Origin of the sequence: Rhodoferax sp. GW822-FHT02A01 (assembly GCF_038784515.1) — a bacterium.
Lineage (GTDB): Bacteria > Pseudomonadota > Gammaproteobacteria > Burkholderiales > Burkholderiaceae_C > Allorhodoferax.
In genome coordinates, this window is record NZ_CP152376.1 from 1,290,233 (window position 1) to 1,302,842 (window position 12,610).

14 protein-coding genes are annotated in these 12,610 nt (G+C 63.0%); all 14 read right to left on the minus strand.

Annotated features, from left to right (window positions below; genetic code table 11):
* Positions 1 to 9 precede the first annotated feature (9 nt).
* Complete coding sequence (locus AAGF34_RS06115; protein WP_342619726.1) at positions 10 to 1,131, minus strand: polyamine ABC transporter substrate-binding protein; 1,122 nt, start codon at positions 1,129 to 1,131, stop codon at positions 10 to 12.
* Positions 1,132 to 1,169: 38 nt separating this feature from the next.
* Positions 1,170 to 2,126 (minus strand): lipopolysaccharide heptosyltransferase II, encoded by a 957-nt coding sequence (gene waaF, locus AAGF34_RS06120; protein WP_342619727.1) that lies wholly within the window; start codon positions 2,124 to 2,126, stop codon positions 1,170 to 1,172.
* A 40-nt stretch (positions 2,127 to 2,166) separates the two neighbouring features.
* A complete protein-coding gene (locus tag AAGF34_RS06125) occupies positions 2,167 to 2,379 on the minus strand; it encodes a zinc-finger domain-containing protein (RefSeq protein ID WP_342619728.1) in 213 nt (70 codons plus the stop codon).
* Between the two features lie 22 nt (positions 2,380 to 2,401).
* Positions 2,402 to 3,343, minus strand: coding sequence for a branched-chain amino acid transaminase (locus AAGF34_RS06130; protein ID WP_342619729.1), 942 nt, complete (start codon positions 3,341 to 3,343; stop codon positions 2,402 to 2,404).
* 49 nt (positions 3,344 to 3,392) lie between these two features.
* Positions 3,393 to 4,733 carry an ATP-binding protein gene (locus tag AAGF34_RS06135; protein WP_342619730.1) on the minus strand — a complete coding sequence of 447 codons (1,341 nt, stop codon included), beginning with the start codon at positions 4,731 to 4,733 and terminating at the stop codon, positions 3,393 to 3,395.
* On the minus strand, positions 4,730 to 5,401 hold the full coding sequence (locus tag AAGF34_RS06140) for a winged helix-turn-helix domain-containing protein (RefSeq protein WP_342619731.1): 672 nt from the start codon (positions 5,399 to 5,401) through the stop codon (positions 4,730 to 4,732). Before AAGF34_RS06140 ends, AAGF34_RS06135 begins: the two co-directional genes overlap by 4 nt.
* 6 nt (positions 5,402 to 5,407) lie before the next feature.
* Positions 5,408 to 6,130 (minus strand): cytochrome b/b6 domain-containing protein, encoded by a 723-nt coding sequence (locus AAGF34_RS06145; protein WP_342619732.1) that lies wholly within the window; start codon positions 6,128 to 6,130, stop codon positions 5,408 to 5,410.
* Entirely contained in the window at positions 6,127 to 6,594 is a 468-nt protein-coding gene (locus AAGF34_RS06150; protein ID WP_342619733.1) for a diheme cytochrome c, read from the minus strand. Before AAGF34_RS06150 ends, AAGF34_RS06145 begins: the two co-directional genes overlap by 4 nt.
* A 17-nt stretch (positions 6,595 to 6,611) precedes the next feature.
* Positions 6,612 to 7,016, minus strand: coding sequence for a DUF1924 domain-containing protein (locus tag AAGF34_RS06155; protein ID WP_342619734.1), 405 nt, complete (start codon positions 7,014 to 7,016; stop codon positions 6,612 to 6,614).
* A 47-nt stretch (positions 7,017 to 7,063) separates the two neighbouring features.
* On the minus strand, positions 7,064 to 7,423 hold the full coding sequence (locus AAGF34_RS06160; protein ID WP_342619735.1) for a hypothetical protein: 360 nt from the start codon (positions 7,421 to 7,423) through the stop codon (positions 7,064 to 7,066).
* A gap of 10 nt (positions 7,424 to 7,433) precedes the next feature.
* Positions 7,434 to 8,801 carry a DNA repair protein RadA gene (gene radA / locus AAGF34_RS06165; RefSeq protein WP_342619736.1) on the minus strand — a complete coding sequence of 456 codons (1,368 nt, stop codon included), beginning with the start codon at positions 8,799 to 8,801 and terminating at the stop codon, positions 7,434 to 7,436.
* Between the two features lie 98 nt (positions 8,802 to 8,899).
* On the minus strand, positions 8,900 to 10,141 hold the full coding sequence (locus tag AAGF34_RS06170) for a hypothetical protein (RefSeq protein ID WP_342619737.1): 1,242 nt from the start codon (positions 10,139 to 10,141) through the stop codon (positions 8,900 to 8,902).
* Positions 10,142 to 10,246: 105 nt separating this feature from the next.
* On the minus strand, positions 10,247 to 11,458 hold the full coding sequence (locus tag AAGF34_RS06175) for a hypothetical protein (protein ID WP_342619738.1): 1,212 nt from the start codon (positions 11,456 to 11,458) through the stop codon (positions 10,247 to 10,249).
* Positions 11,455 to 12,549 (minus strand): alanine racemase, encoded by a 1,095-nt coding sequence (gene alr, locus AAGF34_RS06180; RefSeq protein WP_342619739.1) that lies wholly within the window; start codon positions 12,547 to 12,549, stop codon positions 11,455 to 11,457. Before alr ends, AAGF34_RS06175 begins: the two co-directional genes overlap by 4 nt.
* Positions 12,550 to 12,610: the final 61 nt, after the last annotated feature.

Below are 12,610 nucleotides of genomic sequence, written 5' to 3' on the forward strand. Positions count from 1 at the left end.
CTGAAAGACTTACTTGCCGGTCTTGAAAGCCGTGAAGGTGCGGGTCTGCACCTTGCGGATCGGTTGCGGCAAAGCGTCCGGAGCGACCATGGTCTTCATGACCGCGGGCTCCAGAAAGATGGTCTTGTTCTCAGCCACGTCCTTCTTCACGAACTTCAAAGAGGCCGCATTGGGGTTGGCGTAGAACACCTTGTTGGTGAGTGACGCATCCACTTCAGGGCGCAAGATGTAGTTGATGAACAGGTGGGCGTTCTCCACATTCTGTGCATCCTTAGGGATAGCCATGGAGTCAAAGAACAAGGTGGCGCCGGTCTTGGGCACCAGCGTCTGGATGACCACAGGCTTCTTGGTCTTGGCAGCAGCGGCGCGGCTGGCAGCGATGTTGATATCGCCCGAGAAGCCCATGACCAGGCAGGTCGCCCCACTGGCCATTTCCTCGATGTAGCCGGACGACGAGAAGCGTGTCACGTAGGGACGGATGGCCTTGAGCACCTTGGCTGCGGCTTCGTAGTCGGCTGCGTCCTTGCTGTAGGGGTTCTTGCCTGCGTACAGCAGCGCGGCGGGCACCACCTCGGAGGCGGAATCCAGCACGCTGACGCCGCACTTCTTGAACTTGGATACGTACTCGGGATTGAACAGCAGATCCCAGGCGTTTTCGGGCATGGGCTTATCACCCAGTGCGGCCTTGACCTTGTCCACATTGATACCTACGGTCACATAGCCCCAGAGCCAGTCCACCAGGTATTCGTTGCCTGGGTCCACCTTGGCAAGTTGCTCCAGCACGCCCTTGTCCAGGTTGCCCCAGTTGGTGAGCTTGCTCTTGTCGAGCTTTTGTAGCAGACCGCCTTCGATCTGGGTCTTGGCGAAGTGGGCACCGGGCACCACGATGTCATAGCCGGTCTTGCCCGCCAGCAGCTTGGCGTGCAGGATTTCGTTGCTGTCGTAGTTGTCGTAACGGACCTTGATGCCGGTTTCCTTCTCGAAGTTCTTGATGGTGTCTTCGGCGATGTAGTCGGACCAGTTGTAGATGTTGAGCACCTTGGACGCATCGGCAGCGTGTGCGCCCGATGTCATCAAGGCCGCGCCCGACAGTGCAAGCACCAGCCCCAGCTTTTTAAATACCGTCTTCATATTTCCAAACCCTTTCATCAAGTTATTAAAGAAACGACCTACCGAATAAATCCTAACACCCGCTCGGGCGCAATATCGTTCAAGCAACGGGTGTGCCCGAGCGGGCATTCCCTTTGAAAACACGGTGCGCAATCCAGCGCCGGCAGGTAGGACGCATCGTTCTTCAGCCAGATCACCTGCGCCTTCGCGCTCAAGGGAGGCGTATGCAGCGGACTGCTGGAGCCAAACAACGCCACTTGCGGGATACCGAACGCGGCGGCCACGTGCATCAGCCCCGAATCATTGCTGACCATGGCCTTGGCAGATGCAATCACCGCCAGCGCCTGGTCCAAGCTGGTGCGGCCTGACAAGTCCACACAGGCGCCCGGACGCTGCTGGTGCGCCAACCGGGCAATCTCCGCACACAATGCCGCCTCCTTGGGCGACCCCAGCAAAACGACGGGCAATGCCAGCTGCGCGGCCAGACCGGCGAAGTGCGAGGCGGGCCAACGCTTGGCCGGGCCGTATTCGGCACCGGGCGCAAACACGTAATAGCCTCCGGGCATCAAGTCCAGGGCCTGCACCGCCTGCAAGCGCGCAGCCTCGTGCAACTGCAGTTGCGGTCTATCGGCCTCAGTGCCGGATTCGCCACTCAGGGCGGAATAGAACGCCACCATGGGCGGGCGCTCACCTTTGGGCGGATTGGGCAGGCGCCGGTTGAGGATGCCCCAGCGCGCCTCTCCACGGTAGCCGACCCGCTTCGGGATGCCGGCCCACCAGGGGATCAGGGCGCTCTTGAGCGAGTTGGGGCAGACATAGGCCACATCAAACCGGCCATGCAAATGGGCTGCCATGGCGCGGCGCGCCTGCCATTGCAGACCGCCGTGGGCAAACGGGAATTCAATAACCTCGGCCACCTGCGGCATGGCGCGGTACACCGGCGCCACCCAGGGCAGTGCACCTACGGTCAGGCGTTCGCCCCTGGCATGCAGGCGACGCAGCAGTGGTTCGGTCATCACCGCATCCCCAATCCATTGGGGCGCGATGAGGAGCGAATCAGTGCCCGTGTTCGAAGTGTTCACCAGCCTTGAGCGCGTAGACCGTACCGCAATAGGGGCACTTGGCTTCGCCGGTGCGGCCCACGTCCAGGTATACCTTGGGGTGGGTGTTCCAGGTCTTCATGTGGGCCAGGGGGCTGGGGCAGAACACGCCGCCTTGGTGGTTCAGGTCCTTGGCCAGCAGTTCAATCTTGGATGGGGTGTTCGACATGGTGTATTCCTGTGGAAATGCTTCAGACCTTGCTCAGCCAGTGAGCGTATTTGGGGTTGCGGCCATTGACGATGTCAAAGAACGCGCTCTGGATTTTTTCCGTGATCGGGCCACGCGAGCCGCTGCCGATTTCCAGGCGGTCGATTTCGCGGATGGGCGTGACTTCGGCGGCTGTGCCGGTGAAGAACACCTCGTCGCTGATGTAGAGCTCGTCGCGGGTAATGCGCTTTTGCACCAGCTCCAGGCCCAGGTCCTTGCAGATGTGCAGCACGGTATTGCGGGTGATACCGTTGAGCGCGCCGGCGGAGAGGTCCGGCGTGTAGACCACGCCATCCTTGACCACGAACACGTTCTCGCCAGCGCCTTCGGAGACAAAGCCGCTGGCGTCCAGCAGCATAGCCTCGTCGTAACCGTCATCGGTGGCTTCCATATTGGCCAGGATGGAGTTGGTGTAGTTGCTCACCGCCTTGGCCTGGGTCATGGTGATGTTGACGTGGTGGCGGGTGTAGCTGGAAATCTTGACGCGGATGCCGCGCTTCATGCCCTCTTCACCCAGGTAGGCGCCCCAGGGCCATGCGGCCACCATCAGATGGATGGTATTGCCCTTGGGCGACACGCCCAGCTTCTTGTCGCCAATCCAGGTGAGCGGACGCAGGTAACCGGACTCCAGCTTGTTGTCGCGGATAACGGCCTTTTGCGCCTCATTGACCTGCTCCTTGGTGAACGGGATCTTCATGCGCAGAATCTTGGCGCTGTTGAAGAGGCGGTCGGTGTGTTCCTGCAACCGGAAGATGGCAGTAGAGCCATCGTCGCACTTGTAGGCACGCACGCCTTCGAACGCGCCGCAACCGTAGTGCAGCGTGTGGGTGAGCACGTGGATCTTGGCATCGCGCCAATCCACCATCTGGCCATCCATCCAGATTTTTCCATCGCGGTCTGACATGGAGGGAGGAATAGCGCTCATGGGTGTGTCCTTCGGTAGGTGGATTGCAATTTGGGCTGAATCCCGGATTTTACGGGGATGCAGGCCAGCGCACGGTCACCGACAGTCCTCCCAATTCCGCCGAACGGGCAATCTCTGCCTGGGCGCCCATCACCGCCAGCAGGCGCCGCACGATGGACCAGCCCAGACCGCTGCCGGGCTGGTCATTGCCCAGCACCCGGAAGAAGCGCTCCCCCAGGTGGGAAATGGCCTCGTCGCTCATGCCCGGGCCGCTGTCTTGCACCCGCAGGACCGGCACGCCGCCTTCCACGCACACCTGCGCCCGGATGCGGGCATGGGGCGGGCTGTAGCGCATGGCGTTGTCCAGCAGATTGCGCACCAACACCCCCAGCAGCACTTCCTGCGCCGCTACCGCACAGGGCGTGTCGGCCAGCACCTCCACATCCTGCTGGCGCGCCAGCGCGCCCTGCGCGAGTTCTCCGGTCACGCGACGCAGCACAGCACTCAGGTCTACCCGGGTAGTCAGCGCCGCAGGCGCGGCCTCCAGCCTCGCCAGTGTGAGCAGCTGATCGACCAGACGGCTGGCCCGGTCGCAACCGGCCAGCGTGGTTTGCAGCGCATGGGTGCGCTCGGCCACGTCGTCTCCCGCCCCCAGCGCAACCTGTGCCTGGGCACGAATGGCCGCTATCGGGGTGCGCAGCTCGTGTGCCGCGTCAGCCGTAAAGCGGCGCTCGCTTTGCACCATGCGGCCTATGCGCTCCAGCAGGCCGTTGAGCGTCTCTACCAGCGGACGTAGCTCGCGCGGCATGCCATCCAATGGCACTGGTTCATCGGCCTGGGGCGCGCGCCTGTCCAGCATGGCGCGCAAATCATGCAGGGGCGCAAGCCCCTTGCGCACCGACCACCACAGCGCCAGTCCGAACAGCGGCAGAGCCAGCAGCAAAGGACGCAACAGGCTGCGCAGAAGCGCCCACAGAATGGCCTGACGCGAAGACACCTTCTCACCGACGAACACCGTGATGTCGTGCTCTTCCCCGCGTACCACCACGACGCGCCAAAGCTCGCCATCGCTGCGCCGTATGGTGCTGAACCCCACTTTCTGTGGTGCCATGGGCTCGGAGCCGACGTTGGAGGAACGCGTGATCATCTGCCCTTCGACAAACACCTGGAACGCCACCTGGGGTGCGTACTTGTGCAACACCGGTGTATCAAACACGTCGTCGTGATCGCCCTGGGTCTGCACCATTAGCAGCGCCGCCGCCTGCGCCAGGTGGCCATCAAGCAGCTCGTCGATTTCACCTTGCGCATCGCGCCAGGTGATCAGCGCGGAGCCCAGCCACACCGCAGCCGCGAACCCCAGCACCAGAATCATCAGCCGGGACTGCAGCGAGGCCTGCCGGGGGCGTTTCATGAGGCGGCCGGCTCGCGTTGCACGGTGTAACCCACACCACGCACAGTCTGTATCAAGTCAGCGCCCAGCTTGCGCCGCAGGTGATGGATGTGCACCTCGATGGCGTTGCTCTCCACCTCGTGCCCCCAGCTGTACATCTGCTGCTCCAGTTGTTCACGCGTGAGGACGCGCCCGACATTGCGCATCAGCGCATGCAGCAGATCGAATTCGCGGGTGGACAGCTGCACCAGTTCGCCCTGGCAGCTCACGCTGCGGGCAGCAGCATCCAGCACCACGGTGCCAGCACACAGGGTTTCCTGCACCTGCCCCAGCGAGCGCCGCACCAGCGAACGCAGGCGTGCCGCCAGTTCGATCAGGTCCACCGGCTTGATGACGTAGTCGTCAGCGCCGGAGTCCAGGCCCACCACCCGGTCGGGCACCGCGTCGCGCGCGGTGAGCACCAGAATGGGCGTGTCGATCTTGCGTGCGCGCAAATCCTTGAGCACATCCAACCCGTCTTTCAGCGGCAGGCCCAGATCCAGCACGCCAGCGGCATAGACGCCAGTGGCGAGTTCCCGTTCCGCCGCCATGCCGTCGCGCACCCAGTCGACCTGAAAACCGGCCTGGCGCAGGCCTGCGCGCAAGCCATCACCCAGCATGTCGTCGTCTTCGGCCAGCAGGATACGCATAGTGGGTCAGTGTTCCGTCTCGGTTGGCTTGCCGGCGGAATTGGCCACCCGCTCCATTTGCACGGACTCCTGCACGGCGCTGGTGGCGTCGGCCTTGGGTGCACTTTGCCACTGTTGCCACCAGAAGAACAGCACCGCTGCAATCAGGGCCACGGCAATCACTGCCCAGCTGCGGCGTATGCCCTGTTCGGGCAGACCCGTCTTGTATCCGGTGACCATGGCGCGCGCCAGGTTTTCACGGTGCTGCCAGCTGGCGGTGACCACGCCCAGCAGGTGTCCAATCACCACCAGCAGCATGCCGTTGCCCAGTAGCTCGTGCAGCTCGGACAACCAGCCCGGACCGATGTCGTTGTAGGTGGCGTAACCCGTTGCCGCCAGCGCCAGCCCCATGAGCATGAGCAGCACAATGGCCACGGCCCCGGCCGGGTTATGGCCCAGATGGTGCTCCGGCCGCCCGGACCGGATCGACTTCAGATAGCGCAGCACGGCGGCAGGTCCGCGCACAAAGCTGCTGAAACGCGCATAGCGCGTGCCCACAATGCCCCACACCAGGCGAAACAGCAGCAAGCCGCCCAGGGTGTAGCCCAGCGTCACATGCACCAGACGCCATTGCTCGCCTTCAGACGTGATGTAGGCGCCAGCAAAGCAAAACACCAGCAGCCAGTGGAACACCCGCACCGGTGCATCCCAGATGCGGATCTTCTGCAGTTTCTCGGAAGCTTCACTCATTTGGGGATACGCACCTGGTGTTCATTGAAATTGCCCTTGGCGGCTTCCGCATGGCAGGCCGAACAGTTGGACGGGCTGCCCACGGAAGCGCGCTTCCATACGCTGGCAGACACTTCGTCATGCTGGCGCACAAACCATTGTGCCTTGCTGATGCGGTCCTGGGCAGGTTCCTCGCCACCACGGCGACCGGTACCGGCGTGCGCCTCCAGCCAGGCGCTGATCTCGCGTGCCGTTGCCTCGTCCAACGACGCATCGGTGCCAAAGTGCTTGTGCAGATTGCCCATGATGCGCTGCCAGGAAGCCGCGGGCAGCAGGCCCGGGGGATAGGCTACGTGGCAAGACGAGCACTCCTGCTGGTGCCGCGCGTTGGGTGGGACGGCGTAGCCCTGGCTGGCGCCTGCAGTTTCGGCGAAGGACAGGCACAGCAACAGCGTGCCCGCCAGGACGGATAGTTTCTTCTTCATGGTGTCAGGCTCCAGCTTCAGGGTTTGAGGGAGAGCAGCCAAGTCAGCACATTGGCTTTTTCTGCCGGTGTGCACTCGCGACCGACCACGTCATTGCAATTGCGGCGAAACCACTTTTCGGTCTTGGCCGCATCGGTAAAGCGCTTGTCGTTGAAAGCCGGGGCCATGGGCTCGATGACCTTGCCGGTGGTGGCGTGCTTGCCCTGCACCGTGGGGTTGGCGGTGTGGCAGGTGGAGCAGCTCCAGTCCTTGCCGTGCTTGCTGGTGAAAAACTCCTTGCCTGCCGCAGCCTGGGCTGGCTGGCCCGACTGGGCGACATAGCCGGCAACCTGCTGCGCCGGGGTGGTCTGTGCCTGTGCGGCACCAGCACATAGGCCCAGGCCGAGAAGAGCGGAACTCAATAGAAACTTGCGTGTGAACATGGAACCTCCGATGGACTGCATCGTAGGCCGCGCAGATTAAACGCCGCTTAATGCTCGGGCGGCGCTTCTTCTTCCATGCTGCTGCGGGGGCGGTCGCTGTGCGAGACCTCCATGGCATCGGCTACATAGCCGGGCCCCTTCATCACCATCACCACGATGCAGCCGATGGCAATGGTGGCCACGGCGGTCCAGTGGAAGACCACCACGCCGACGACTACATAGTCCATGGTCTGCAGCCAGCGCAGCTGCGCCGTGCTTTCCTGGTTGGTGAAAAGATGCAGAGCCACAGCCGCTGCCAGAGGAATGGCGGTACCCACCAGGAAAATCAGCGGGAGCTTGCGCCACAACCTCCATTCCAGGCCACTGGCGCTGCGAACGGAGTTTGGAAGTTTGTTGAGCCAGCCCATGGCCAACATGTTACGCCAGTGAGCGCACCACCTGCATGGCCTCTTCGACCCGCTCCACCGCATGGATGGTCAGCCCCTCGATGGGTTTCTTGGGTGCATTGGCCTTGGGCACCACGGCCACGCTGAAGCCCAGCTTAGCGGCCTCCTTGAGGCGCTCCTGCCCGCGCGGCGCGGGGCGCACCTCACCGGCCAGACCCACCTCACCAAAGGCGATGAAGCCCTTGGGCAAGGGCTTGCCGCGCAGCGACGACGTGATGGAAAGCATGACCGCCAGATCGGCAGCGGGCTCGCTGATGCGCACACCGCCCACCGCATTCACAAACACATCCTGATCCATGCAGGCCACGCCCGCATGGCGGTGCAACACGGCCAACAGCATGGCCAATCGGTCCTTGTCCAGGCCTACCGAGAGACGCCGCGGCGACGGGCCACCGCTGTCCACCAGCGCCTGGATTTCCACCAGCAAGGGGCGCGTGCCTTCGAGCGTGACCATGACGCAGCTGCCGGGCACGGGCTCGGCATGCTGACTCAGAAAAATGGCGCTGGGGTTGCTCACGCCCTTGAGGCCTTTTTCCGTCATGGCAAACACGCCCATCTCATTGACTGCGCCAAAGCGGTTCTTGATGGCGCGCACCAGACGGAACTGGCTGTGCGTGTCGCCCTCGAAATACAGCACGGTGTCCACCATGTGCTCCAGCACGCGCGGGCCAGCCAGGGCACCGTCCTTGGTGACGTGGCCCACCAGCACGATGGCCGTGCCGCTGGACTTGGCCGCACGCGTGAGGTGGGCCGCGCATTCGCGCACCTGCGCTACCGAACCCGGTGCGCTGGTGAGCTGCTCCGAGTACACAGTTTGAATCGAGTCGATCACCGCCACATCGGGGCTGTGCGCGGTCAGGGTGGCGAGGATTTTTTCCAGCTGGATTTCGGCCAGTACCTTGACCTGCGATTTGTCCAAGCCCAGACGCCGCGAGCGCAGCGCCACCTGTGCGCCGCTCTCTTCACCCGTGACATACAAGGTACTCTTGCCCTGGCGCTGCAGCGAATCCAGCGCCTGCAACAGTAGCGTGGACTTGCCGATACCGGGGTCGCCGCCAATGAGCACCACACCGCCTTCGACCATGCCACCGCCCAGCACGCGGTCCAGTTCTTCGTGACCGGTGGGTGTGCGCTCCACATCGCTGGCTTCGATGTCTGCCAGCACCGCCACATCGGCGGTCTTGGCCAGGGATGCAAAGCGGTTCTTGGCCGGTGCGTCGCTGCCGGCGACGGATTCGATCAGGGTGTTCCAGGCATTGCAATGCGGGCACTTGCCCAGCCACTTGGGACTGGTGCCGCCGCACTCGTTGCAGGTGTAGATGCTTTTCTCTTTGGCCATGCAGCATGATACTGTATGAATCCACAGATACCCATTGCCAATCGCCCACAAAAAAGCCCGCCCGGCACATATGCGCTGGGCGGGCGAACTGCTTGCCTTCAGTTGTAGGTGTACTTGATGGTGTACGAGGTATTGAGGGTGACGGGCGTGGTGACATGCAGCGTGGCAGCGATATTGCCCACGTTGCCCGAGAAGCTGCAACTGTCAATGGTCAGCGAGCCGCCTGCTGAAGTCAGCGAGGTAATGGAGTTGTCGGTCAGTATTCCTGAGCAGAATGTGGACTGGTCCGCAGGTGCATGGATGCCCCCTATCGATATCGACGTGGTGACGCCCATCACCGTGGTCTCCACCGTCAGGCTGCCGGTCACAAACTGCCCCACATAGGTCGGACCATTGGAGACGTTGATTTCATACAGGGCACCCGAGTCAAGAATCATCTCGTATTTGTAATTGTCCGAAGCGTCGGTAAAGACATAGGCGGAGAACGGACTGGTCACCGCGCCATTGAGCGTAGGACTGGTCAAGGTCTTGCCCGAAAAACTCAGCGCAGTGGCGCTGCCGGTAAAGCATACGGACTGGCCATCGGCGTACTTGCCGCTGGTCCCGAAATAGGTCATCTTGGTTTCGCCGTTGGCACAGCTGGTGACCCCGGAACTTCCCGGGCCGGATACGGAACCGTAGGCGACAGTAAACGCGGTGCCAAAGCCGGTGAATGTGGCGTAGTTGCCGGCCTGTGCCGCGGCCAGCAGGGCCGCATAGGTTTGCGACTGGTTGGTCAATGCCGTCTTGATGGCTTCGAGCACGTCGTCCAGCAGCACGCCGTTCTGCGGCACGAATGCGGTAGTGAAAGGATTGACAGTGCCCAGGGTGCTTGTCATGCCCAGCGAACTGCTGACCGTGGTGAGTGCCGCATTCAGACTGGTTGCATTCACGCTGCTGAAAGCGGGGCTGGCAAACCAGGTCTGCGGCGCGGCACCCAGCATCTGGGCAACTACCAGATCGGTCAAGGGCGTGATGTTGACGGTGCCGAAGGACAGAGCGATGGAGTGATAGGGCGTGGTGTTGGCGGCACCACCGGCCGTGCCGCCGGACACCTGCACTGCGCAGGGCAAGGTCTGCCCGGAAGTGGTTACGCTCCAGCTGCCGCTGCTGCTGGTGGTGGTGTTCAGCGCGGAGCCGCCGGCACAGCTCACTTTCACCGAGCCGCTGACGATGGGCACACCCACCGCAGCCACGCCACTGAGGGTCGGACTGCTGCTGCCCCCGCCGCAGGCAGCAAGCAACGCGGCGGCGGCCGCAAGACACATGAAGCGCAAAGCGCGAACCGATTGAATGAGCATGAACCTCTCCCAAAATTGTTGAACGTTTCTCCCGTCTCCATTTTTCAGAGATGGGTTGACCTTCACAATCCCGCGAACACGGGGGAAAGAGGAATGGTTTGCGTGCTAAGGCTTGGGAATGCGCTCGCGCGCCTTGTGCACTTTGTCGGGGTTGACCGCCACCTTGATCTTTTCAAAGTTGACCGGCATGGTGATGGCGGTGCGCGGCTCGGCCGTGCTCTTGCATTCGTATTTGGCCAGCGGCATGGCATCGCTGCCCACGATGCTGATGACCCACGGCGTGTTGGCGCGCTCGCCGCGCTGCACCGCTACCGCGATTTCGCCATTGGCCAGCTTGACGTAGGTGCCCGGCGGGTAGAAGCCCACCGCCTGCGCCATGGCAGAGCCCAGACCGAGGTCGTCGCCATTGGCGCCAAACACCATGGTCTTGACCGCCTCCACCGGCGACAGTGCCGAGCGCGTCTTGCGTGCAGCCGTGCGCGCCACAAACATGTCGGCCAGATTGAGCAGACGCCGGCTGTGCAGAGCGGACGGCAACGCCTCCCGGGACAGCGGCGCGTGGTGCCAGCGCACCAGGTCCAGATGCAGGGGATCGTCCACGCCCAGGTCGCGCAATAGCTTCTCGCCCAGCACCGGGTGTTCAGCCACCAGGGCGCGCTGCCATGCGTTGATGGGCGTGGTCTGGCGCGACATGCTGTCTTGCTCACGGGCCATGCCGATGTTCATGGTGAGCGCGGCAGACACCAGCGGCTGGCGCTGCAAAGGCGTGTAGCCCAGCTTGATGGCGGTGAGTTCGCACACCACGGCGCACAACAAGGCGTGTGTGGCGCAATAACCCAGGCTGTTGTCGGTCAGCGCCTGGAACAGTTGAAACAGGCTGCCGTCCACATCCTGCTGCACCAGCTCCAGCGCTTTGTGCTCTATGCCCTTGAGGCGCGGCAAGGGCTGTATTGCCAGACCGCCTTGGTACAGGATGCCGCGCAGCACTTCCTGCAAGTCCAGCCAACCACCGCTGAGCTGCTTGCCGACGATGTAGTCGGTTTCTCGGATTTCACTGGGCAGCGTCAATTTGGTGAGCTCGCGCGCATCGACACCACTGTTGAGCATTTCATGCAACAGCCGTTCATAGGCACGCTGCCACGCAATGGCATCGCTCTCACGCGCGCTCGCATTGAAGCTCTGCAACTTCTCCCTGTGCTGGTCGGACAGTATGGGCTGCCCCTTGCGCAGCAGCAGTTGCCCGCTGTCGCTGACCAGGTCCACCGGCAGTGGCTTGCCCACCTCCAGCATGGCTACAGGGATAGGAACGTATTTCATGCATCCACCACCACTGGGACACGTGCGGCCAGTGCACACATCAACTCGTAAGCCAGGGTGCCCGCCTTGGCCGCCACTTCATCGATGGGAAGCACTGCGCCATTGGCGGCGCGCCCCCAGAGGGTGACTGTGCTGCCCATGCCGGCATTTGGCAGGTCCGTCAGATCCACGCTGAGCATGTCCATGCTGACGCGTCCCAACGTCTGGCTGCGCGCGCCATCCACCAGCGCCGGTGTGCCGGTGGGGCAGATGCGCGGATAGCCGTCGGCATAGCCGCAGGCCACCACGCCAATGCGCATGGGTGCCGTTGCCACAAAGCTGGAGCCATAACCCACCGTGTCGCCCGGCTGCAGATGCTGCACACCAATGATCTTGGCCTCCAGCGTCATGGTGGGTTGCAAACCCCAGTGGGCGGCGCTGTGCTCGGGAAAGTCCGGTGCACTGCCGTACACCACGATGCCGGGGCGCACCCAGTCGCTGGCACCGGGCACACCCGCGTGGCGCAACACCGCGGCACTGTTGCTCACCGTGCGCTCGCCGGGCAGATCGCGGGTGGTGGCATCGAACACCTGCATCTGCCGTGCTATGCCGGCAGCGCCATCGGCGTCGCTGAAATGGGTCATGTGGGAAATCTCGTCCACCTGCGGCAGGGCGTTGAGGCGCGTCCAGGCACTGCGGTACCGCTCGGGCCGAAAGCCCAAGCGGTTCATGCCGCTGTTCATCTTGAGGAACACCCGTTGCGGCACGTTGGTCTTGTGGGCGGCCAGCATGTCGATCTGCTCATTGCAGTGCACCGCATGCCAGAGGTCCAGGCGTGAACACAGTTCCAGGTCACGCTGCTCGAACACGCCTTCGAGCAGCAGCACCGGACCGCGCCAGCCCAGATCGCGCACGCGCTGGGCTTCGGCCAGATCCAGCAAGGCAAAGCCGTCAGCACCGCGCAGGCCGTTGAAGGCACGCTCGATGCCGTGGCCATAGGCATTCGCTTTCACGACCGCCCAGACCCGGGCATCTGGCGCGTGGCTGCGGGCGACGTTGAGGTTGTGGGCCAGGGCTTGGGTGTGGATGGTGGCTAGGATCGGACGGGGCATGGTGGATGGTAGAGAAGGCTGCTTTCCCCGATTTTGACACTGCATGCCGTGCTATAACCGC

Coding starts and splice junctions, on each gene's coding strand:
- AAGF34_RS06115 (WP_342619726.1), bottom strand. CDS start 1,131: ATGAAGACGGTATTTAAAAAGCTGGGGCTGGTGCTTGCACTGTCGGGC.
- radA (WP_342619736.1), bottom strand. CDS start 8,801: ATGGCCAAAGAGAAAAGCATCTACACCTGCAACGAGTGCGGCGGCACC.
- alr (WP_342619739.1), bottom strand. CDS start 12,549: ATGCCCCGTCCGATCCTAGCCACCATCCACACCCAAGCCCTGGCCCAC.
- AAGF34_RS06135 (WP_342619730.1), bottom strand. CDS start 4,733: ATGAAACGCCCCCGGCAGGCCTCGCTGCAGTCCCGGCTGATGATTCTG.
- AAGF34_RS06175 (WP_342619738.1), bottom strand. CDS start 11,458: ATGAAATACGTTCCTATCCCTGTAGCCATGCTGGAGGTGGGCAAGCCA.
- AAGF34_RS06170 (WP_342619737.1), bottom strand. CDS start 10,141: ATGCTCATTCAATCGGTTCGCGCTTTGCGCTTCATGTGTCTTGCGGCC.
- AAGF34_RS06125 (WP_342619728.1), bottom strand. CDS start 2,379: ATGTCGAACACCCCATCCAAGATTGAACTGCTGGCCAAGGACCTGAAC.
- AAGF34_RS06160 (WP_342619735.1), bottom strand. CDS start 7,423: ATGGGCTGGCTCAACAAACTTCCAAACTCCGTTCGCAGCGCCAGTGGC.
- AAGF34_RS06130 (WP_342619729.1), bottom strand. CDS start 3,343: ATGAGCGCTATTCCTCCCTCCATGTCAGACCGCGATGGAAAAATCTGG.
- AAGF34_RS06140 (WP_342619731.1), bottom strand. CDS start 5,401: ATGCGTATCCTGCTGGCCGAAGACGACGACATGCTGGGTGATGGCTTG.
- AAGF34_RS06145 (WP_342619732.1), bottom strand. CDS start 6,130: ATGAGTGAAGCTTCCGAGAAACTGCAGAAGATCCGCATCTGGGATGCA.
- AAGF34_RS06155 (WP_342619734.1), bottom strand. CDS start 7,016: ATGTTCACACGCAAGTTTCTATTGAGTTCCGCTCTTCTCGGCCTGGGC.
- AAGF34_RS06150 (WP_342619733.1), bottom strand. CDS start 6,594: ATGAAGAAGAAACTATCCGTCCTGGCGGGCACGCTGTTGCTGTGCCTG.
- waaF (WP_342619727.1), bottom strand. CDS start 2,126: ATGACCGAACCACTGCTGCGTCGCCTGCATGCCAGGGGCGAACGCCTG.